The 21,619-nt window shown below is 37.7% G+C and carries 15 protein-coding genes; 6 read left to right on the top strand and 9 right to left on the bottom strand.

Annotation, left to right across the window (positions count from 1 at the left end; translation table 11 throughout):
- The first annotated feature begins 40 nt into the window (after positions 1–40).
- Positions 41–706, top strand: coding sequence for a hypothetical protein (locus Q0791_RS09065; protein WP_299005095.1), 666 nt, complete (start codon positions 41–43; stop codon positions 704–706).
- Positions 707–804: 98 nt separating this feature from the next.
- Here the strand turns inward: Q0791_RS09065 and Q0791_RS09060 are convergent, their stop codons facing one another.
- The 3 genes from Q0791_RS09060 to Q0791_RS09050 form a co-directional block, all read right to left on the bottom strand.
- Positions 805–1,293: a GNAT family N-acetyltransferase gene (locus tag Q0791_RS09060; protein ID WP_299005093.1), complete on the bottom strand. Its 489-nt coding sequence runs from the start codon at positions 1,291–1,293 to the stop codon at positions 805–807.
- Between the two features lie 145 nt (positions 1,294–1,438).
- Complete coding sequence (locus Q0791_RS09055; RefSeq protein ID WP_299005090.1) at positions 1,439–1,783, bottom strand: DUF6795 domain-containing protein; 345 nt, start codon at positions 1,781–1,783, stop codon at positions 1,439–1,441.
- 2 nt (positions 1,784–1,785) lie between these two features.
- On the bottom strand, positions 1,786–2,592 hold the full coding sequence (locus tag Q0791_RS09050; protein WP_299005087.1) for a class I SAM-dependent methyltransferase: 807 nt from the start codon (positions 2,590–2,592) through the stop codon (positions 1,786–1,788).
- A gap of 677 nt (positions 2,593–3,269) precedes the next feature.
- On the opposite strand from Q0791_RS09050, the gene Q0791_RS09045 reads away from it, so the two are divergent.
- The 5 genes from Q0791_RS09045 (at position 3,270) to dndE (ending at position 10,715) form a co-directional block, all read left to right on the top strand.
- Positions 3,270–5,309: a DNA phosphorothioation-associated putative methyltransferase gene (locus Q0791_RS09045; protein WP_299005084.1), complete on the top strand. Its 2,040-nt coding sequence runs from the start codon at positions 3,270–3,272 to the stop codon at positions 5,307–5,309.
- A gap of 169 nt (positions 5,310–5,478) precedes the next feature.
- Positions 5,479–6,591 carry a DNA sulfur modification protein DndB gene (gene dndB, locus Q0791_RS09040; protein WP_299005082.1) on the top strand — a complete coding sequence of 371 codons (1,113 nt, stop codon included), beginning with the start codon at positions 5,479–5,481 and terminating at the stop codon, positions 6,589–6,591.
- Positions 6,584–8,350 carry a DNA phosphorothioation system sulfurtransferase DndC gene (gene dndC / locus Q0791_RS09035; protein WP_299005080.1) on the top strand — a complete coding sequence of 589 codons (1,767 nt, stop codon included), beginning with the start codon at positions 6,584–6,586 and terminating at the stop codon, positions 8,348–8,350. Before dndB ends, dndC begins: the two co-directional genes overlap by 8 nt.
- A gap of 1 nt (position 8,351) precedes the next feature.
- Positions 8,352–10,352: a DNA sulfur modification protein DndD gene (gene dndD / locus Q0791_RS09030; RefSeq protein ID WP_299005078.1), complete on the top strand. Its 2,001-nt coding sequence runs from the start codon at positions 8,352–8,354 to the stop codon at positions 10,350–10,352.
- The gene (dndE, locus tag Q0791_RS09025) at positions 10,353–10,715 is read left to right on the top strand and encodes a DNA sulfur modification protein DndE (protein ID WP_299005077.1); all 363 of its coding nucleotides are present in this window, start codon (positions 10,353–10,355) and stop codon (positions 10,713–10,715) included.
- Between the two features lie 119 nt (positions 10,716–10,834).
- On the opposite strand, the gene Q0791_RS09020 is transcribed toward dndE, so the two are convergent.
- The 6 genes from Q0791_RS09020 to Q0791_RS08995 form a co-directional block, all read right to left on the bottom strand.
- Positions 10,835–12,013: a DGQHR domain-containing protein gene (locus Q0791_RS09020; RefSeq protein WP_299005075.1), complete on the bottom strand. Its 1,179-nt coding sequence runs from the start codon at positions 12,011–12,013 to the stop codon at positions 10,835–10,837.
- Positions 12,010–12,570: a hypothetical protein gene (locus Q0791_RS09015; protein WP_299005073.1), complete on the bottom strand. Its 561-nt coding sequence runs from the start codon at positions 12,568–12,570 to the stop codon at positions 12,010–12,012. Before Q0791_RS09015 ends, Q0791_RS09020 begins: the two co-directional genes overlap by 4 nt.
- Positions 12,567–17,747: a DNA phosphorothioation-dependent restriction protein DptH gene (gene dptH, locus Q0791_RS09010; protein ID WP_299005071.1), complete on the bottom strand. Its 5,181-nt coding sequence runs from the start codon at positions 17,745–17,747 to the stop codon at positions 12,567–12,569. The genes Q0791_RS09015 and dptH overlap by 4 nt, the downstream gene beginning before the upstream one ends.
- Positions 17,728–19,089: a DNA phosphorothioation-dependent restriction protein DptG gene (dptG, locus tag Q0791_RS09005; RefSeq protein ID WP_299005069.1), complete on the bottom strand. Its 1,362-nt coding sequence runs from the start codon at positions 19,087–19,089 to the stop codon at positions 17,728–17,730. Before dptG ends, dptH begins: the two co-directional genes overlap by 20 nt.
- Position 19,090: 1 nt before the next feature.
- Positions 19,091–20,683, bottom strand: a complete 1,593-nt coding sequence (gene dptF, locus Q0791_RS09000) for a DNA phosphorothioation-dependent restriction protein DptF (RefSeq protein WP_299005067.1) — start codon at positions 20,681–20,683, stop codon at positions 19,091–19,093.
- 630 nt (positions 20,684–21,313) lie between these two features.
- On the bottom strand, positions 21,314–21,619 hold a 306-nt coding region (locus tag Q0791_RS08995), incomplete at its 5' end, for a hypothetical protein (RefSeq protein ID WP_299005065.1).

The following is a 21,619-nucleotide window of genomic DNA, read 5'->3' as shown; positions in this document are numbered from 1 at the left end:
TCCACATTTCTATACCATTTATCACATAGAGGATGGCCTAATGGCAGAGCAACGAGGAAAAACCAAGATCAGTGAACTCAAGCAAGGAGAAGCAATACTTGCTGTACTCAAAGAATATAAATTATACGCATTGGAAACCATGGATGCGGCCGATCTTCCTTACACCTATGACTTTCATGTCATGCATTCATCAAAGAAAGATCAAAGTGCAATTATTTTAATCGCAGAAGCACATGACTCAACCCATGAAGGCATGTACCCTTTAGCTAAAGCGTGTGCAGAAACACTCCTTAAAATTTCAGGAGTAAAAGTCGCAGTAGAAGAGCCCATGATAGATAAAGCTTCCGGTCGCCTATTTGCTAACGCAGGTACCACCGCAGAAAAAATAGCCGACTGTATTAAATCTGGCGTTTCAATCTTCAATGAAGATAAAGGTATTCCCACCAATGCGGCCAGTATCATACATCAATTATTTGATCTTATGCCTAATGACGATGCTCGCTTTCCCGCAGAGCCTCTTGCGAATACACTCCTTAATCGCAAAGATGACAAAATTAACAAGGATATGGCAAAAACATTAGCGGACAATACCTCGGATACCGACATCACTGTGTATCCCGTGGGGCGTTATCATTTTAGTGAAGCTTATGCAAAACCCACGTTATTGCAACGTATAATGGAGTTAGGTTATCAAGAATTAACCTAAGTTAGATGCGTTTTTCTTAAAGCCCCTCACTACGTAATAGGGGCTCTCATATTCGGTCAACACTATTCGTTCAATACAATAGTAATCTAAAATGGGCATTAACAGCTAAGCAATGCCTTAGTCATAGGGACACATTCAAGCTTTACCCCTGAAGGGTGTTGCCAGAAGTGGGAAGCTTGCTCAATAAAACCAAGACGCTTATAAAAGGGAACCGCATTTAATGACGCCGATAAGGATAAGCGAGTGATCCCCGCATTAATCGCCTGTTGTTGTAGCGCAAGTGCCAACGCTTTTCCTATGCCTTTGCCGTGATGAGAAGGGTCAACAAACACAGACTCAAGAGATTGTTTATCACTATCGATAAAGCCAAACCCTAAAACCTGGCCTTTTTCTTCGTATACAATGGCCTTGAGTGTCACCAAAATATCAGCAAAATCTGTTGGCATAGGCGAATCCGCCCAAACGGCGACCTTCTGCGCGGCATAAAACTCAGCACAGCTAGTCAAAATAGCTTGGGTTCGAATAGCCCAAATCCTATCCACATCCTGATGTGTTGCCAGGCGAATAAAATCTGTATCAAGCTCCATGAAAAACTCCTTATGCCTTAGCCTTAGCCTTATATTGGCGATAAAAATCCATATACTTCAATGAGAAACCAAATTTTATCTTAAAACACAGCCGCAAGCTATCATGAATGCTATAAGTATTCTTTCAAGCCGCTAAACAAAGTATTTAATCAAATTGACATGATGTCTTTAAATACGGTTCTAAAAGCGTTTGCCCAACTAATTCATCAGACAACTCACAGCGCAATTGCAGTACTTTTCCTTTTAACTCCGAGTTTTCCACAGGATCTCTTTTAGCATACACCCACACTTTATAAGACCGACCTTGATATTCAACGGTTATTTTTTGAGCCGACAAAAATTCCACTGGCAAAACCTGAGTCAAGGAATATGACACTTTTGCCGGAAGATAGACCATACCGACTTCGTCGGCAATAAAGGTATCAAGCCACTCTTTTCTCCATTGTATCGAACGCGTAATAATGGCTCCCGAAGCCGCCTGTCCATTCAAGGTTACAACTTAACGGATCTTACCGCTATCATGGTTTGCATATATTGCTCAATAAGAAAACGAGGACTCGGATGATCATCCTCATAAAATCCTGATACCACAAATCCAGCCTCTATCTGTTGACCAATCTGTTGTGTCAATGTATGACCAAAAACCAATGCTTCTCCATTTAACCGTTTCTCGTTATAGTCCTTTTCATCCAAGCTACTGACATCAGAATAAGGCAACACATATTTAGGCTTGAGTAACCCTTGTTCAATTGTTGGTGTATCTTTATCAAATATAAAAAGAACCGGATTATAAAAACTGGTCAGCAATACACCATTTTGTTTCAACACACGATAACACTCTCGCCAAAGTGGCGCCAAATCGGGAATATATAAATTTGAAATAGGTGAAAGAATAAAATCAAAGGTGTTATCACTAAAAACGGAGAGATCGCGCATATCACCTTGAATGGTTTTCAGCGTCAATTCATCCCGTTGAGCAATAAAATCATCTTTATCCAACTGGCCTTTGGAAATATCGTACACAGTAACCTCTGCACCCGCAGCAGATAGAACCGGTGCCTGCTGACCACCAGCAGACGCAAGACAAAGGATTTTCTTTCCGCTTATATCCTTTGGTAACCAAGTATCATCTAAGGCTTTCTTGGTGATATGCACTTTCCAATGCCCTTGTTTCGCTTGCTCAATAATGTCCTGTGATACAGGCTTAGACCAAGCCCCATTGGCTTGTGCATAACCATCCCAAACAACACCGTTATGCTCAACGACATATTTATCTTTATCTACATTATTTTCAGTCATAATACATTTCCAAAATAACGACCATCACTGCGTGCTCAATAATAAACTTATTAATTATACACTTATTATAAACTCGCTTATGATGACAGTAGGTTTTAACCCTCAATGCCTAAAACATGCCCTGATTAAAATAGAGTCAAAACAGGGGCAAAATAGGGTAAAAATAGATATCACAGATAATGTTCACAGTGAAATATGATGAAGCTGCTAAGCACGGCTCTACTTCGATAATAGGCCCAGTTCGATAATAGAACGAATAGAAACAATAGCAGTGAGAAAAATATTCTTATGAACATATTTGCAACAACAAAATACACTTAAATTTTATAAAAAATAATAGTGTCATTGTAGTTACTTGTTCATATCGGTATTCTCTCTTTTTGAAGGGTGATAACAATTAAGACGGTCGATAATACCTCCCCAGCCCTCAAGATTCAACCACAATCCCAATAATCACATGCCCGTCTTTGCATTATGATTGGGTTATCGACTCCTAGCTCCTCGACATAACCGACACACTGCTTTGGCTTTGCTTTTCTCTTGATTGTTAAAGTCAGTGTAAGTACAACTATTATTGTTCAATGATAATCGTTGACTAAATCAGGGTAATTGCTTAAAAGTTTACTCTGACCCGATTTTTTACGGATGACCCCCACTCAATGATAAAAGGACATAAAATGGATGCGGATAAATTCAAACAATTGGTACTCGCCATGCCTCTAGGGAAAAAACTCCCTGATGCCCATTATGTCCATAAAATTGCTTTTGATTCGCTAAAACCAGAATTGACCCAATTTATTATTGCTGTTGGCAAAGCCCTAAACATTGATGCAGAACAATGGCATGTAGCCAAACTCAGTAAAAATAATTTCAAATTATCTTTATTATCTTACCCTGATTTTTTTGATGAATCATACCCAGCACTCACTCAAAGTGTCACTATCGATCTCAATAAATTGTCTCATCGTATAACTCAATACCAAGCCTTTGAAAATCCGCCCATATTACACCGTAAAGAAACCATGATCCCAAGCTCTCATCCAAGCTATCTTCATTTTAAAACGCTCACACAAGAAGGTGAAGAAGCAGGGTTATATGAAAATACTCGCATAATTGGTTTCAAACAATCTTGGGAGAAGATCATCAATAAAAAAGGTTACCAACTCATTGAAGGTCGACTCTTCAAACGCTCAAATGAGGCCAGTGATATCACTAGTGCTGAGTTCAAAACCAGTATCGATAGACATAAAACCGCCATAGTTAGACATGAACTCAGTGCCCCTATGAAACAATTAGCCAAACAAGGGTTCTTAAACGGTGACTTCAGTTTGTTTGATTATGGTTGCGGGCAAGGAGGCGATCTCACCGAATTACAAGCACATGGTCTCGATGCATTAGGCTGGGATCCTAATTTTCAACCCGATGCAGAAAAAGTCAGTTCCGATCTAGTTAATCTCGGTTTTATTATTAACGTTATTGAAGATCAAACTGAACGCAGTGAAGCATTACTGGAAGCATGGGCGCTCACTCAAAAACTCTTAGTCGTCTCAGCCATGCTCGCTAATGAGACTTATATTAATCAATTTAAGCCCTATAAAGACGGTGTTATCACCTCACGTAATACCTTTCAAAAATACTATGCCCAAGCAGAGCTAAAAGGCTATATTGAACGTGTTTTAGATGAAAATGCTATCGCGATAGCACCCGGTATTTATTATATATTTCGCGACAAAATTGAAGAGCAGCGTTTTTTAGCCAGTCGCCATAAACGTCATCACCAATGGCAACAAATTACCCACCCTACTCCCACCAGCAACATACAAGCACAGCTACTATTCACTCAATATAAACCTCTGCTCAATGCTTTTTGGGAACGGTGTCTAGCACTCGGAAGACTGCCTATTAATGAAGAGTTCGCTGATATGGAGGCACTCAAAGTTGTATGCGATAACGCCAAGAAAGCCTTTGCTTTATTACTTCAAGTACAAGATGAGCAAGCCAAAATAAACTTCAATTGCGCCGCCTCATTTCGCCGCGAAGATTTACTCGTCTATTTTGCGCTAAGCCAATTTGAGCAACACAAAGGCTATCAACGTTTACCTGATGAGCAAAAACGCGATATCAAAGTCTTTTTTGGTACTTATAAAGTAGCCATTACTGAAGCAAAACACTTATTATTTTCCATCGCCGATACAGAGCTCATCAAACAAGCCTGCCTTCAAGCACATAAGGATTTACCTGCCAGTAAAATGAATCCAGATCACTCACTGGAGCTTCACAAACACTTTATTGATAAGTTACCCGCATTATTAAGAGTCTATGTCGGGGCAGCCATTCAACTTTATGGCGAACTTGATGAGATTGATTTAGTCAAAATTCACATCACGTCAGGTAAAGTGAGTTTTATGGGGTACGATAACTTTAATACCAGTCCCCTACCCGTTTTACGTGAACGTATAAAAGTGAAAATGTGGCAACTGGATATTGATTTTTTCGACTACATCGACACTGATCACAGACCACCGCTGATTTACAAAAGCCAGTATCTTAACGAGATATTTGATGATTATAAAAAGCAAAAAAGCTTCGATAAGCGACTGTATAAAGAAGGTATTTTTGAGCAGCAAGAAAAGCCAAATACACTCAACCAAGTCAAAGCGAGTTTAAAAAACAGAGGACTGGAAGTCCGAGGGTATCGATTTTATCGGTTGGAGTAGCACTAATATAAAAGAAATAATCCATTAACCTTAATGCATTACATTTTATTATCATTTAGAATATTATTCCTACTTGACCATATTTTTCACGTTCAAAACCAGTAATAACGTGAAAAATTAACGTTAGTACGTTATAATTAGTACTACAGTTCACGTTTAGATTTTTCCCATGAAAAATGCACAAGATGGTTATTGTTTTTCATTCCCCGCCGTTCGAGGTATTCAAGCAGGGAAGCCCTTCTATATCGCAACTTGTCCTTTAAGCACTATTCCTAAAATTTTTGTGTTTGATGAAGAGGAAGTGCCACCTGAATTACGAGCGCAACGGCAACTCAATAAATCACGCATACCTGAAATGGTGCGTTATTTAGTCGAAAATCCCAACGACTATGTTTTTTCTGCGCTCACAGTCTCTGTCGCCTCAAGTGTTTTATTTGAAGAAAGTGAACACATGGAAACGCCAAACTTAGGCACGTTAAAAGTGCCCATGGACGCACAGATCCTGATTAACGATGGTCAACACAGACGAGCAGCCATTGAAGCAGCACTTAAAGAACGACCTGAACTCGCTTATGATAATATTCCCGTGCTCTTTTTTGTCGATGAAGGGCTTACTCGCAGTCAACAAATGTTTGCCGATCTCAATAAATATGCCGTTAAACCTAGCCCCTCTTTAGCCGCACTTTATGATAATAGAGACGAAAGCTCAGAGCTCGCACGTTATCTTGCACTCAGCATTAAGCCCTTTGAAGGCTATACCGAAATGGAAAAATCCAGTATCAGCTCTAAAAGCGGTAAACTCTTTACCTTAAGTAGCTTAAAACAAGCTAATAGAGCACTACTGGGTAAAGGAATGAAAGACGGCTTTACCGAAGAAGAAAAGCAATTAGCGACTCAATACTGGCAAGCAGTCTACCAAGCAACGCCAGAATGGCAAATGGTCATTAATAAAGAGTTAGCGCCTTCGCAATTTAGACAAGAATACGTGCATGCACATGGTGTGGGTCTACACGCTTTAGGTGCATTAGGATGCTCATTGCTTACCGCTCAGCCTAATGAATGGCAAGAAACGATCAAGCAGTTAAAAAAGATCGATTGGCGAAAGACCAATCCAACATGGGCACATCGCAGTATGCAGCACGGTAAATTAAGTAAAGCCGCTACCAATATTATGCTAACCACCAATGCACTGAAACACACCTTATCACTTTCGTTAACGCCTGAAGAGCGTGCCCTCGAAAATCAATATATTTCCAGCAGTAGTGAGGCATCTAATGGCTGAGTTATTCCAAGCCGGTGCGCTAGACGATGAGCAAAATGAATACATACAAAATGAATTCTTTGCTGGTTTCAAGCGATACAAAAATAGTGAAAAACTTCCACTTGAATTGAATAAATACGATCAACTCGATGATACATTAAAGCATCCCGTCAGTATTAACTTATGTCGCGATCTTTTACGAGAAGAAAAAGATCATCAAGGGTTTCAACTCAAACATTTTATCGATGATGTACAAAACGTCTATTGCGCCGATAATCGACCTTGGGTCATAGGCTATAGTGGAGGGAAAGACTCCTCCGCAGTCGTGTCTCTTATTTATTTAGCCATGTTATCGTTAGATGAAAGCAAGCGAGTTAAGCCTATTTATGTTGTTGCATCCGACACCTTAGTTGAAACGCCTCTTGTTGTCGATCATGTTAATCGCTCACTTGAAAGCATTGGCAATCAAGCGAAGCGCGATGGCCTGCCCATTACGACACATAAAGTTCTGCCAAAACCCGACCAAAGTTTTTGGGCATGCCTGTTAGGTAAAGGCTACCCCGCTCCAACTCAAAGTTTTCGTTGGTGTACAGAGCGAATGAAAATCGATCCTGTCAGTGATTTTATCAAAGATAAGGTGTCCCAACATGATGAAGTCATTGTTATTTTAGGCTCAAGAAGCCAAGAAAGTGCTTCTCGTGCTCAAGTCATTGCCAAGCACAAAATTGAAAATACTCGACTGGCACGTCATACCACTCTTTCTAATGCTTTTATTTATACCCCAATTGACACTTGGAGTATGGATGATGTCTGGAAGCTCATACGCTTATGTAGCTTAGAAGTGACTATTTCACCTATGGGGATCGGGAAGAAATGGGCTGATGAGTATGATTTAGAATGGCAAAACCCTTGGGGAACGAAAAATCTTACCTTGTGGAACCTTTATAAAGATTCTTCAGATCAAGGCGAGTGCCCAATGGTTATTGATGACAGTACCCCTTCATGCGGTAATTCACGCTTCGGCTGTTGGACATGTACTGTGGTCACAAAAGATCGCGCAATGGAAAGTCTTATTAAAAATGGCGAAGAGTGGATGCAGCCCTTACTGACTTTTAGAAATAAACTGGCAGAAACTAACATCCCCGCAAATAAAGACATATTTAGAAACTATAAACGTCGCCAAGGACGAGTCAATTATCAACGTGTAAAAGAAGGACAAGAGCTAACTGCCGAGCGAGCACATGTTCCCGGCCCATATTGGCTCAAATATCGAAAAGAATGGTTAACAGAATTATTGGTTCAACAGAAAATGTTTAATCAAGATGGCTATTCCGTCACCTTAATAACTGAGCCAGAGCTACATGCTATACGACAAGAATGGTTAAACGATCCTAACGAACCCGATTGGGCTGATTCACTACCTCAAATATATCGTGACATATTCGGCCATGATCTTAACTGGGTTGTTAATGATAATAACCATTTCGGAGCAGTCGAAGCACAAATTTTACAAGAACTCAGTGAACAGCACGATGTGGCACCTGAAATGGTTCAAAAGTTACTCGATCTTGAATTATCCCTTGAAGGCCTAAGTCGACGTACAGGCGTATTCGACAAACTCGGCACACTGTTGAGACAAGATTGGGGCAGCCTTGAAGATATAAAAGCCAAACACAGTGAACTTCAAAGTAAATCAGCATTCGATATCCATAAAGATCAAATCGCTAAATACGAAACCGAAATCCTGACACTGGATAAACAAGCCAAGGTAGAATACTAAAATGATAATTAAGAGCTTGGTCATCAATAATTTTCGTGTATTTCGCGGCGTTCATGAAATCGATTTAGAACCGAGAGTACAAAATCAATTCCGATCAGCTGCCGCCCCCATCGTGCTGTTTGGCGGCTTAAACGGTGCAGGTAAAACCTCTATTTTATCCGCTGTGCGCGTCGCACTTTATGGCCGCACCGCATTTGGCCGTGCAATGAATGCTACCGAATACCAAGCACAACTTGATGCCCTCATTCATAAAGGTATTGAGCCTTGTGCAAACAATACCTCGATTCAACTTATCTTCACACATAGTCACAATGGTATTGAAAACGAATATTGTGTCACTCGAGGTTGGAAACGTGGTCAAAAAGACAAATTGATCCTTGAGCAAGACAACGTCGAAATGACAAGCATGAGTTACGATCAATGTCAGAGCTTCCTTAATGAATTAATCCCACCGGGGATCGCTGATTTATTCTTCTTTGACGGCGAAAAAATTGCCGAGCTTGCCGAAGATGATTCTGGTGAAGTACTGCAAACTGCCGTCAGACGCTTGTTGGGGATTGATGTTGCTGAACGCCTAAGGAGCGATCTGGCCATTTACCTAAAACGTCACGACGCTGCCGCTATGCCAGATAACATCAAGAGTCAAATAGATAAACTAGAGAAGCAACGAGTCGATGCTGAGCATGCTGCACTCACTTTCAGTAATCAGGCTTCCCTTTGCCGTGCAAAAATCGAATTACTGGGTAAGGATATCGAGAAAAAAGAACTCGATCTTTCATCCCGTGGTGGTGCGTGGGCCCAAAGTCGTGAACAAGAAAAAGTGCACCAACTTGCTTTAGAAGCTGAGCGAAAAGAGTTAGAAAAAACATTACGCACCGAAATTGAAGGAAACCTCCCCTTCAGCTTAGCCCCTAAAGCCATACAAGGCTTACTGGATCAACTCGATACAGAGAAAAAAGCCAAACAAGCAGCTCACTTCAATCATGAACTTAACGGCTTTATGTCTGAGCTTGCACAACAACTCTCATTGAACTTAACCGACTCATTTGTCGCTATCGAGACGATTAAAACGTGTTTACGTGAACGAGAAACAAAGCAAGCTAAAACAGATATCCTATTGGATTTGTCCGATAGAGAATATGATCTCATCAAATCGCAAAGCCAAAGTCTCGCAACGACCTCTTACTCACGCTTTGAAGAAGCACGTCAACGCCTACAACAAGTTGAAGAACAAATCGATGCAATTTCCATCAATATAGCCAGAGCCCCAGAGCAAGAACAACTTGAAACTCATCTTGAACAAATAAAGACATTAAACAGCCAACGGACTGCTGCCATTTTAGAGCATAGGACTACCACTGAAGAAGCCAAGCGCCGATACAGAGAAGCCATTGACTATGCAAGAAAAGTACAAAAACTGCATGATAAGCATAAAGTCGCCTCTACCGCAGAAGCTTCAATCATTCATGCTCAAAATACCCATGCACTATTAGCCGATTTCAGTGAACGCTTAACCGCAGTACGAGTTAAACAACTTGAAAGCGAGTTTATCAAAAGCTACCAAAAATTAGCTCGAAAAGAAGATTTACAGTTATCCGCGCAGATTAATCCCCACAGTTTTGATGTAGAGCTTATCGACAACAATAAGCAAATTATCAGTCGTAAAAGCCTATCTGCAGGAGAAAAACAAATTTATGCCATATCCATTCTTGAAGCCTTAGGCAAAACTTCAGGTAAAAAACTACCCATCATTATTGATACGCCACTAGGACGCTTAGACTCCAAGCACAGAGACAAGCTTATCGAGCACTACTTTCCTGAAGCCAGTCATCAAGTCATTATTCTGTCGACCGACACTGAAATTGACGAGTCTTATTTTAGCAGTGAATTCTTAAGGGATGATATTTCTCACGCCTTTGAGATAAGTTTTGACAGTAAGAGCCGATCCTCAGATTTGCGTGAAGGCTACTTCTGGGAACAAAAAATGCAGGAGGCCATATAAATGCTACCAAATCGACTCAACCTGAATAAACAAACCGAAGAGCATTTGAAAAAGCTAAAGCAATACACAGGCATTGCGCCCAATGTCTCATCACGGATCGCTTTTTTTCGCTCCATTGAATCAGGCTTTAGCTACCAAGCGGCCGAACTTGCTGAAAATGATAAAAAACTCGATGGCTCACTCGTCTTAGATAAAATCACTTGGATGGGAGACACGCAGCTTGTCACAGAGCAGTTATTGAAACTCAAATACCCCACATTAACAGGCCGCGCCCTGATGTCGGCATGGGCCGCCCATGTGGAAGATGGAATAGCGGGGCTCAGGAATTATAAGAGTATTGTTTCTTTAGCGGATGCGCTTTAAAAAATGTTGAAGAAAGCACTTGTTAAAGTGCTTTCTATCTATCAAATAATATAATTTTAACTTCAACCCTTGATTATCAATCACTCTTGAAGTTCATATGTACAAAATGGATAATTTTTTTAATTTTTATTCAACTTATTTGATAAATCTTTAAATATTTGACTACTCGATTTTGATACTGCATCCAAATTTTCAAAATACGACTCATCAATTTCTAATGACGATAGTATTTCTTCGAAATACATAGGTTTGAATTTCAACTCTAGCGTAACAATATCATTATTTAAGGCATCTTTAACTATATATCCTAATAATCTAAACAACGCAATTAAACCTACTGTTTTGTTGAGTACGGAAGCCACATTTAACTTATCCCATGATTTTGGCCAAACTGACTCTACTGCTATAAAAAAATCAAAAATTACTTTTAAAATAAATTTATCTTCATTGCCAAAAAATAATTTCCTAAACGGGTATTTGATTAGACTTTCATCATCAAAAAACTTAAATTTCTTATTATTAAATGAAAAAAAAGCTTTATCTTTACCCAATATACAATTTCTATCTTCTTGAGGAATAGGAGAAATAAGTTTAACTAGATTATCTACAAATGCAGCCTGAGTTAAGGGCTCAACTTCATCTTTTTTAGACTTCACTCCTAATCTTTTAATTCTATGATAAAATGGTGACCCATGTTTAGAGTTCAAATACACAGCTATTAAATGGCTAGTCTTCCATGGACTACGGGATTTAGAAAGTGATTCCAGATCATAAACCAAGCTCTTATTTACTTTAGTTTGGTTTTGATTTACCATAGAAAAAACTTTAGCTTGAACTGACATATTTGCATTTACAAATATAGTTACCAATAATTCAAAATCTTTCTTTTCTCCTTTAAAATCTTCAAAAGTAAAATTATCTGCATCAAAACCAGCAAGGCGATGTTGTCCATCCAATATGTTCGCAATTTTAGATTGTTCATTTGAATCAAATTCAATTATTAGCTTATTATCTTCCCAGGAAATATTAACGCTTCCTTCTTCATTTATGGCAATAATGATTGAATTTGGAAATGTTGCATCTAATGTAGAAATATAATTTTTTATTTCATTAACTCGATTATTCTTCAGCGGCCTTTGAATTCCCAAATAGTTCTCCACATCACGTTCTTCGCTTTCACTTTCAAGTCGTCTAACATCTGCTTCTGATATTTTAAAAAGTAATTCTGCATTAATTTTTCCATAATAAAAGTCCCCAACAGGTTGACTTATTTTTATTGCATCAATGACTATTTTCATTTTTTGATAACCTCATCAAAACTTACAAAATTTTTCTTCTCATCACGTTGGTAACTATCTGAAGTATTTTGATGAAAATAACTTTCTTTATACATACAGTAATACCAAATTATGAGAGTAATTATCATAATAGAGATATCAGCTATTGTTGGATATATATTATTTGATGCTGATTCACCAAGTGAAAAAAGGTTTCTTGATACAACTCCTGAATACATTAATGCTCCAAAAATAACCACATAAAAGCTCCCAAGTAAAGCTATTGGATATAATATAAAATCTTTCATCCTTTCTTTATACATAACTTTTATGCTCAAAATAATAAAAGGAGCAATAAAAGATGAACAGTATAAAAACATAGCATCAGCAAAAATTATTTTTAAAAATGCATCCTTTAAATTTATATTATTTTCAGTTGCATGTATAGCAGAGCTAATCATCACAGGAAGAAATGAAAAGATCAAAGTAACCCCCAAAATTAATATAACTAATAGATGCGTTTTGATAGAAAGGTAATAGCTTCTTCCTGAAAAAAAATCTTTAATTATATTACTCATCCAATCAACTCCCAGAAAGCTTTATCTTTGATCTTGCTTATTTTTTTATCCCCATCGACATACAAACTGTAATGTTTTTCTAGCTCACGTATGCTTTGCATTAAACTTTCTTGATCTTGTTTGTCATCCTTATTAAAAATCGATTTGATATCTTGGTTTTTAATTTGAGACACACGGTGAACCACCCAGCTTAGAATATAGGCCGAATAATCATTCTCGCTGGTTTTAAAATGGGTAATATCTTGAGTCGATAGTATGACGCCAACCCCGTACTCTCGCCCCTCTTTAAGGACTTTTCGTAAGCTTGGGAAATTTTGCGACATGAAATTATCGGCTTCATCCACCAATAACAGCTTAGTCACTTGTCTAAAGTCCCCTTGGACTTCTGGCTTACCTTGTTTTTGCATCTGTGAGTAGAACAGATCCATAGTCAAGGCCACCACCAAATTTTGTATTTCAGACGGGTAACCCGCTAATTCAATGACAGTAATACCATCGACTAGTTCATACAAACTCGTGCATTGAGTATGATCATCTTCAAAAATTTCCAGCTCATATAGGCTTTCAAGAGCGGCATAGAGTGAATCTTCTGCAGGCTCAGTCTCTTCAAATAAAGCCCAAATATCAGCCATGGTCGGTGCTGGTCTATTCCAAGTGTTTTTATCTGACTTATTGATCCCCGCTAATTCATAAGCTTCACCAATCAGTTTTCTCAATTTTAATTGCTGCTTTTGCCCTAAGCCAAACGCCTTCCCCATGGTTTCAGCAAAACCACGTGCAGTATGCACTGGTAACATGGGAGTATCACCAAACAAGCTTAACGGGTTATAAGGTAATTTGTGTAAATTATACTTTTTTCCCTTTGTGGCTAATAGAAACTTATCGTCAACATAATCGGATTTATAATCAAAAATAAGAACACCGATAGCTTTTCCATCGAGATTCAAATGTTGATTTTGATGTAACTGGGTCACTACTGACTTGGTACATTGAGTTTTTCCTGTGCCCATGGTGCCAATAATACCTGAATTGGTATTCATAAATTTTGCAGTGTTCGTAGGCTCCCAGTATACCGCTTCGTTATCTCGCACATCATAACCCACAAGAATGGTTAAATTTTCATTCGTTTTATGAACCGAGCTCAAACTTTCCAATATAGGCTCACTAGCAGAATGCTTGCTTAAATCTTGGTGTATTACAGACGGTTCATTAGTTATTGATGTATCGAGTCCATTAGCTAACATATCCCCTTTGATTTCAATTTGTGCATTAAAGGTTTCATTTTGGCTTGAAGGGGCTGCAGTAGTACTTTTTTGGCCTGCTTTCAATAAATATTTTTCGGGGATATGGCATAATTGCTCAGGCCTTACATCCTGCATTAATTCGGCTAAAGGTGTACTGACTAAGCTTTTAAGATAACTAATAGGCAATTGTATTTTGAGAATACCTTCAACTTCAGTAAAATCTGCTTCAAAAAAAGTATCATTCTCGACATGAGACAACATGAATCCATCAGGATAATTGACTAAATCAGCAATACCATAATCACCTTGCAACCAATATTCTCGCTGCGCTAAAAAGGCATCAAAATAATCTTTAGCGTAAAGGTTATAAAGTTGATATTTATCAACTTGCATCAAGACTTGGCGAATGAATAAACCACGATAGAGTTTCCCGGCAAAATCTTTACGCCCAAGAATATCCTCACTCAGGTAACGCTTAAGCTCTTTCGCTTGCTGTACCCCTTTATTATGGGTTTGCTTAATACCCGTTTTCACTTCCAATGGCAATAAATACATTTGCTGATCTTTAAAACCAACAAATAAAACATCATCAGATATCAACCCTGATTTATACCCTTGTACATTACGTGAAAAGTCACTATCGGACATTTTAAGGCCAATGTTACCTGTCACTCTTATCATCTCTGCAACTGACAAAGGTACCCAAGTAATGTCTGACCGTGACAACAAACAATTGACAAACTTATAAGCACCAATAATACCTTTTTTCTCTTTCCGCTCATTGGCATTAGCGGTAATGAGTTTAAGCAACCATTCACCATTAAATGCATTAAATTCTGCTGTTATTCCTCCTTCATCTTGCTCTAACACTTTTTTATACAATTCCGTTTCACGCGTTACTGTAATCGCATCATAATTTGCCGAATTGGTATAACTATCAGAATAATGAATGAGCACCATGTCTTTCGCATTATCAAAAAAATCTAAAGTCACTTTGGGATCGATGATGGTGGTCCAAATAGAATTTTCATAAGAGCGCTCTAATAAGGCTTTAAAGTTATCACTAACAACTAATGCCATAGACTTAGCGTTTCCAGTCGGCTCACTGGATGAGCGAGCTGGTTTAATCAACCCACCCAATTTTTGTGCCATGACTAAATGGGGTAAGCCACTTATCTCAACATTTTTAAGCCCAAATGCAGTAAAATAACTATCTTGCTTGTTCGCTGCAGCTTCACCTGCCATCAATCCATGACAAACCACGCCACTAAGCTGCTTGTCCACATTCACATCACGTGGCTCAACTTTAGTGTTATTTCTAAAAAAGCTCAGATGTGAATAAGCTTGCTTGCCCTCAATTTTACTGTTTTCAAACTTGCTATAAGTCAGCTGAGTGCGAAGTAAATCAATGATGGTATCGGCTTGCTCTCTGTATGTGCCTTTATCAAGGCCATAAAGCACCTTGAGTTCATCGTAACTGGCCATCTCGGCAAATCGGTCAAACTCAGTATAAGTCAATTTATCATCGTATAAGTTGACATGGATCTGACAGGCTTTCCCTTTTTGCGCCTTAACAAAATCAACCACCCCCATGAACAGTTGATGATTTGTTCGGTTATTGACTGAATTAATAATTAATGTTGCTTTACTTCCTGCATTAAACAGCGCCGAAAACGCTTTTTTAAACTCAGTAACCTTATCCTTAACCAGTTTGCGCACATAAGCAAAGCTGGTTTCTTGTTGTGGTACTAGCTCCATCCAAAAGCAATTTTCTTTTTCTAATTGACTAAAAGAAAAACCATGAAGAGGGTGATAAATGAAAGGCAATAACCCTCGAGGATTAAGCCGACTTAAGGTCACTTTAGGCAAAGTTTTAAAGCTATGCCCATGTGTTGTATCAAGAGTCAATTGATCTTTTTCTTGAATAATAGCTTCTGTTAAAGCCAAATAGTAAGCGATGACTAAAGGATGAAATGGCGTAATGTACTCTTGACCATTAAAGGTAGCAAAGCCGATATTAACGAGTTGTTTTTGAGACTCAGATAACAATATGTCATCTTCAATTTTAGCGATGGCTAAATTGTATTGCTCGACAACAACTTGGGCTAAAGCACGAAATTCAGTGCCCCAACTGCAGAGACTAGGTAAGCTCTGGCGTTTAATGTAATAATCAAATAAACCTTGATAAGCAAGATACAAATTTAAATAGTTTTCTTCGAGGTGATTAAGGTAAAAAGAAGACTCACCATCATCTCGCCGAGTTAATATTTCATTATCGAGTAACTCAGCTTCTCGCTGCAATAATGTTAGACGCTTACCTTTCGGGGATATTTCTTTATTATCTAACAAGACCTTATTCTTGGTTCGATTAAAACTACCAAAATAATCATCTTGATATAAACAAGAAAATCTATCTTGGTCAAGTACTAATGGTAACGACAATGAATCAGTTGCAATAGCCCCTTCAACATTAAACACAAGCGATGTATTCTCACTTTTAACCCCAAAATGAAGCTCATCGCTTTCATTGGCTATTTGACCAAAATCGATTTCATTCGTCATTGTATTATCAAATACTTGACCAATTTCATTCAAAACTGCTTGGCATCCTTCCTCACTAATTTTAAAGGAATTATCTTCTGTTTGCAGTATCACTCTTGATGGTTTTTTGGGAGAAAAAGAGGGATCTATAAGAAAATTATTTCTGAACGCCTCAACATAAAAGTCTCCAGCACGTAATACCAGCACTTTAAACTTGTGCCGCTCTGCAGTTTTTTCTCTTTTCAATGTAAAAATAAAAAAAGTAGCTTGACCCGAATATTCACCTTTAACACTGACACGACTTCTGACACCGCCAGCGTTAACAGGGTTAGTGACCTCTATTAAATCTGTTTTATTATGCTTCACACTGCATTGGTTGCGATCAATTTTACCGCCAATAAAAGTCATCTCAATATCAAATGTTTGTTGATCTTCTTCCAATAATAATATTAGATGGCGCTCACGTCGGCCCGCTTTGGTATCAGCTTTACTTTTTGTAATTAACTCACCTTGAATGCTTTTTTCATTTTCAAGCTCAAGCAAGTTTTGACGATTACTCTCTTGCTCTTGCTTACACGCACTAAATTCAAGTTCGTTTTTCCAAGCCTCTGTATCTTCTTTACCAAAATACTTAGCAACAAATTTAGCACCAAAATCTTTTTCGGCTAGCTTTTCTTCAAGTTCTTGAGGGAAGTGATGCGTAATCCGTTCGAATTCTTCATAAAGCTTCTTATTCTCTTCCAATCGTTTAGTGATCTGTTCAGGCTTATCACTCCAAGTTAATATGGCAGGATCATTTAACAAACCCAGCTCACTAAATTTTAACTCTCCATCGAGTAATGCATTGTACAAATCTTCAAAGCCAAACATAGTGGCCTCATCATCAACAATTTGATTAAATCGATGTTCTAATAAACATTCCGAGACCTTTTTTGTCCCATTATAATCATTAATCAAACCATACATGGCTTGTTTTATTTGCTCAGGATGCCACACACTCGTCGGTTGTGCTAAATCATCGGCAGAATTAATTAAGGTATCCAACATACTGTTATGAATAACTAACAATGAACAGCCTTTAAGTTGCCCTACTTGCCCAGCAACTTCATCCCTTAAATGCGAAATAAAGTTCTCAGTAAACCCTAACTGATGAGATAAGTCTTCACAGTGTAATACAGGTAAAAGGTCTATTTTTCCGCAAGCAATAACAGGAAGTGAAGTCCCTTTAATATCAATACTCCCCTTTGAATAATGAATCAGTGCCTCAAATAATTTAAGACTATTCTCATTATCAGGTGATTGAAATTGATATCTAAAACCTTTTTTTAACTTATCTTCTCCCCAATTTAAAAATCGTTCAGATAAAAAGTGACTAAATTGTTTTAATGACATATACCGCATCTCCACTGTCGCTCATGCGCTCAACATTACCGATGCGCTCAAAAAATTCGATCAAAGCTTTTTGACTCTGTTTATCAAAAAACACACCTCTGGCTTCAAAAGCCAAAATTAACTCGTGAAATCTTAATTTATCTCTCTCGCCTATGGCTAAATTTGTCAGTAAAATAAGATAGTCTTGATTAAAGACCATGACACGCCCAGCTCGACCACGACTTTGTATAAAAGACTCACATAATTCTGAACTTACTGATTTCACATAAAGAGAATTAATTTCATGACGAGACTCTCCTCGAGAAAATTGAGCCAATGCCAGCTTGAAGAGATTATCAAGTTGATCGAGTGGGTCATTAGAGTCTGTAAGCACTGTATTGAGTTGGCGGTTTTCTTTAAATGCTTCTGCGTAGACTTTTAATGCTTCTGTGCAGCCTGGATTTTCAGAGCAATTTTTGGCCAAAACCCAAATAGGATTCATTTGTGCTTTAGTTGACTGTAAGCTTTCGTTCATTGCTAAGTACGGGAAAATATTCCAAAGCGCTCCTTTCAGTTGCTTATAACCATGATCCTTAACAAGAATGCGTTCATCACTGGCCTTTTCATTATCTAAAATAAAATAATGATATTTAGGTTTAGGTTCACCAGAACGCCAATCTTTCAAATTCAAAGCAAGTTGAGCAGTATAAAGGTGTGCATAAAGCCTTAGAAAATCTTTAAATACGGTTAATAAATACTTGGGTCTTTGGCTTAAAAAATTAAGATCATTTTGAAACATTGACGTCATAAAAGGTAAATATGGCGTTTCTTTCTCACTCCATCGAGACTCATTTTTTTGCTCACAAAGATATGCATTGAGCACATCATACAGCTGCTGCTCAAGAAAATTAAGTTTGATTATTGGTTTTTCTTTAAAAACAAAATCTTGTAATAAGCTTGAAAACATATTCCCCAAGCGACTATTCGTCGTATTACCGACAGTTCTATTCGTTTTAAAAAGTAAAAATTCAGGCGCTATTTTATACAGCCCGTCACCTTGAAAATACATTGAATCGATAATGAACCAAAATTTAGCTACATCTAATTTTCTAAGAAAAGATTCTTGACTCTTTTCTTTGAAGTCACTTAACTCAAATAATTTATTTTTTTTATTTAACGGATCATTTGGGTCCTTAAAGGGGATAAAATCTCTACCATAGGATTGCTTAACAACATGTCCTAATACACTATCCCAGTTAAAAATATCTTGCCGATCTTTTGTTCTGATAGGAAAGTAACGACTTAATACGTTATTTTTAACTTCTTCTTTTGTGCAAGGTAATTCTGGTTTTAATAGCAACATATTATAATCCACTCACTTCGAACTCTTCATAATCATCATTGGTAATTTTGTATCGACTTCCTTTATGTAAAATATGCAATGTTTGAGTGGAATTTGCTATATCTGCAATTTTATCAATGACTTCATCAAGCAAAACAATCGTGCTTTTATCATATTTATTCGGTCGATACCCTTCAACAATCCGGATCATTAAGCTAAATAGATTAATATTGGTTGATAATTTAATCACTTTTTTACCCACTTTAAAATAGGAATTAAAATGAGAAGTTTTTCTTTCAATATTTTTCTCTATTTCAGCAATATGTTCCTTAAACTCAAGCTCAGCCGCTACTTGAAACCCATTGTGTTCTGAGATAAAAAATTCTTTCTTCTCTAAAGTTGACGCATTTCGATTGTTGTATTTATGAATAGCGGCAACCGCAATATGTCTATAATAATGACGCAATGCTTTTTTGTGCTCATCAGAGCCATCAAAATGAAAATGCAAGTACCAAACCCTTGCAAATTCTACAATCGATTTCTGCTGAAAATCATCCTTAAAAGAATGATGGTAATTGTTACCTAACTCGGTATTCTTCAACAAATAAAACAGTCTTAAATAAGATTCGGGACGTAATGTAGACTCAATTCCTTTAAGTGAAAGTGTTTCCACCATCACATTAAAGGCACTGTCCTGTAAACCCAAACTTCGTGATAAGATAAATTTATCGATATGTTGAGAACGTATGTTAGCAGGATCAAACTCAACAATTTTACTTGCTATTTCGTTGTCATTACCTGTAAAAATATTATCGAATAAATAGCTTGGGCCAGCTAATAAATGAAATACAAAATCGAGTAAAGCACGAGCCGTCAAAAACTGATCTTTAACCAATCTCGCCTTAAACAGAAGCTCAATAACAATATCTTGGACATTCTCATCACTAAACAACTCATAATTTACGCACAAAACTTTATCTCTTGCATGCAGTGTTTTTTCGTGTTCAAAATGATCTCGAATAATATTATTTGAGGGGGCGGTCAACTTTTGCATAAATGCTTTAATAAATGCTGCACTGTGGCCAGCCTTATCTAATACGAACTTAGGGAACTGTTCAAAGTCGAGAAAAACATGATTATCACTCCCTTCTTTTCCTTCAAGAAAATCACTTATCGATTGCTTAATAGAAAAATGTGCTTCCGCGCCTTCTTGGGCATAATTGCCCAACATACCAATATTAATCCCAATCACCAACACACTATTGTCATTATAATGTTTAGCAAAAAGCGTATCTAAAGTTTGGATAGCATTAGTCGTAGGAGAAAAACTATGAGTCGCGTCTAAGTGAAAAGTACATTTCTCTTTAAACGCAGGCATCTTACAATATCGAGTCAATATTTCAGACTTACCATCACCACTGCTGCCACATAAAAAAATAATATCACCAAATTTAGCTGCATCTAGGGCTTTCCTAAAGGCCTTTTCAATATCAGTGGTAATAAATAGGTACTCTTTTATCTGATCCTCAACAGATTGAGCATTCTGACCCAGCGTACTCACCGCATAGGGTGAGCTTTTAGACAAAATAGACAGTGCAGATTTAAACCTTAACATAGCGCTCCAGCCAAATATTTTCTCATTTTTGATCATTATTCGCGGTTTTAATGAGCCACTATCCGCCCACTTACTTCAAAGGCTCACTCACACTTAGCCACCTTTTCATTCCACCACTTGAGTCCTTGATTTGCCCCTCGACTTACCTCTTGTTCAAAAAATAAGTCACACTCATTCAAAGGCATGATCAACACTTAAAAAACAAATGTATCACACGAAAACCGTTAAAATCCACATAAAAGCTGTTGTTATCTGATCTCATTAACCTTTTTGCTTGAAATATATTCGTGTCAAAGCGAATTAATCGATACAGACGCATTCAACATCCTTCACACTCCCAACCATTCCCTCACTATTGGCTAAACTCTCTGTTTTTGCTTTTTGCTTTTAAATCGGTGTAAATACAACTGCTAGTTTCGGTTTCAGGGCGAAGCCATAAAATGGCTGCTATGAGCGACAAATAGGGTGAATATGGCAACGCCATAAGCTAATGAACGGGAAACAAGGATGATATTGAAGGTCATTATTATGACCTCTATGAGCGAGAAACATCGACGACGTTGAATTAGCTATTAAAAAAATAGAATGTAGGTAGCTATATTATATTTAATCAGATACCACTCACTAAAATTAAAGAAAGGAACCTATTTTTGCTTTTTGCTTTTTGCTTTTTGCTTTTTGCTTTTTGCTTTTTGCTTTTTGCTTTTTGCTTTTTGCTTTTAAATCAGTGTAAATACAAAAATAACCATCGAAAACAAGGATGTTTTCGTTTGAGCCTATAGGGACATATTCACGGCGAGTTATTTTTAGATTTGCACAACAGCCTGCGGCAGGGTGAGGTTTTACTTTGTAAAACGCTTCGAACGAGATGTATGGACTCCCTTCCCTCGAAGGAGTACGGTCTGAATTTGACCAATTAGCCAATGGAGCCCACAC

Origin of the sequence: uncultured Shewanella sp. (genome assembly GCF_947495455.1) — a bacterium.
GTDB lineage: Bacteria > Pseudomonadota > Gammaproteobacteria > Enterobacterales > Shewanellaceae > Shewanella.
This window is presented reverse-complemented; position numbering and strand designations above follow the sequence as displayed.

Coding starts and splice junctions, on each gene's coding strand:
- Q0791_RS09020 (WP_299005075.1), bottom strand. CDS start 12,013: ATGAAAATAGTCATTGATGCAATAAAAATAAGTCAACCTGTTGGGGAC.
- dptF (WP_299005067.1), bottom strand. CDS start 20,683: ATGTTAAGGTTTAAATCTGCACTGTCTATTTTGTCTAAAAGCTCACCC.
- dndD (WP_299005078.1), top strand. CDS start 8,352: ATGATAATTAAGAGCTTGGTCATCAATAATTTTCGTGTATTTCGCGGC.
- dndC (WP_299005080.1), top strand. CDS start 6,584: ATGGCTGAGTTATTCCAAGCCGGTGCGCTAGACGATGAGCAAAATGAA.
- Q0791_RS09065 (WP_299005095.1), top strand. CDS start 41: ATGGCAGAGCAACGAGGAAAAACCAAGATCAGTGAACTCAAGCAAGGA.
- dptH (WP_299005071.1), bottom strand. CDS start 17,747: ATGTCATTAAAACAATTTAGTCACTTTTTATCTGAACGATTTTTAAAT.
- dndE (WP_299005077.1), top strand. CDS start 10,353: ATGCTACCAAATCGACTCAACCTGAATAAACAAACCGAAGAGCATTTG.
- dptG (WP_299005069.1), bottom strand. CDS start 19,089: ATGTTGCTATTAAAACCAGAATTACCTTGCACAAAAGAAGAAGTTAAA.
- Q0791_RS09045 (WP_299005084.1), top strand. CDS start 3,270: ATGGATGCGGATAAATTCAAACAATTGGTACTCGCCATGCCTCTAGGG.
- dndB (WP_299005082.1), top strand. CDS start 5,479: ATGAAAAATGCACAAGATGGTTATTGTTTTTCATTCCCCGCCGTTCGA.
- Q0791_RS09060 (WP_299005093.1), bottom strand. CDS start 1,293: ATGGAGCTTGATACAGATTTTATTCGCCTGGCAACACATCAGGATGTG.
- Q0791_RS09015 (WP_299005073.1), bottom strand. CDS start 12,570: ATGAGTAATATAATTAAAGATTTTTTTTCAGGAAGAAGCTATTACCTT.
- Q0791_RS09050 (WP_299005087.1), bottom strand. CDS start 2,592: ATGACTGAAAATAATGTAGATAAAGATAAATATGTCGTTGAGCATAAC.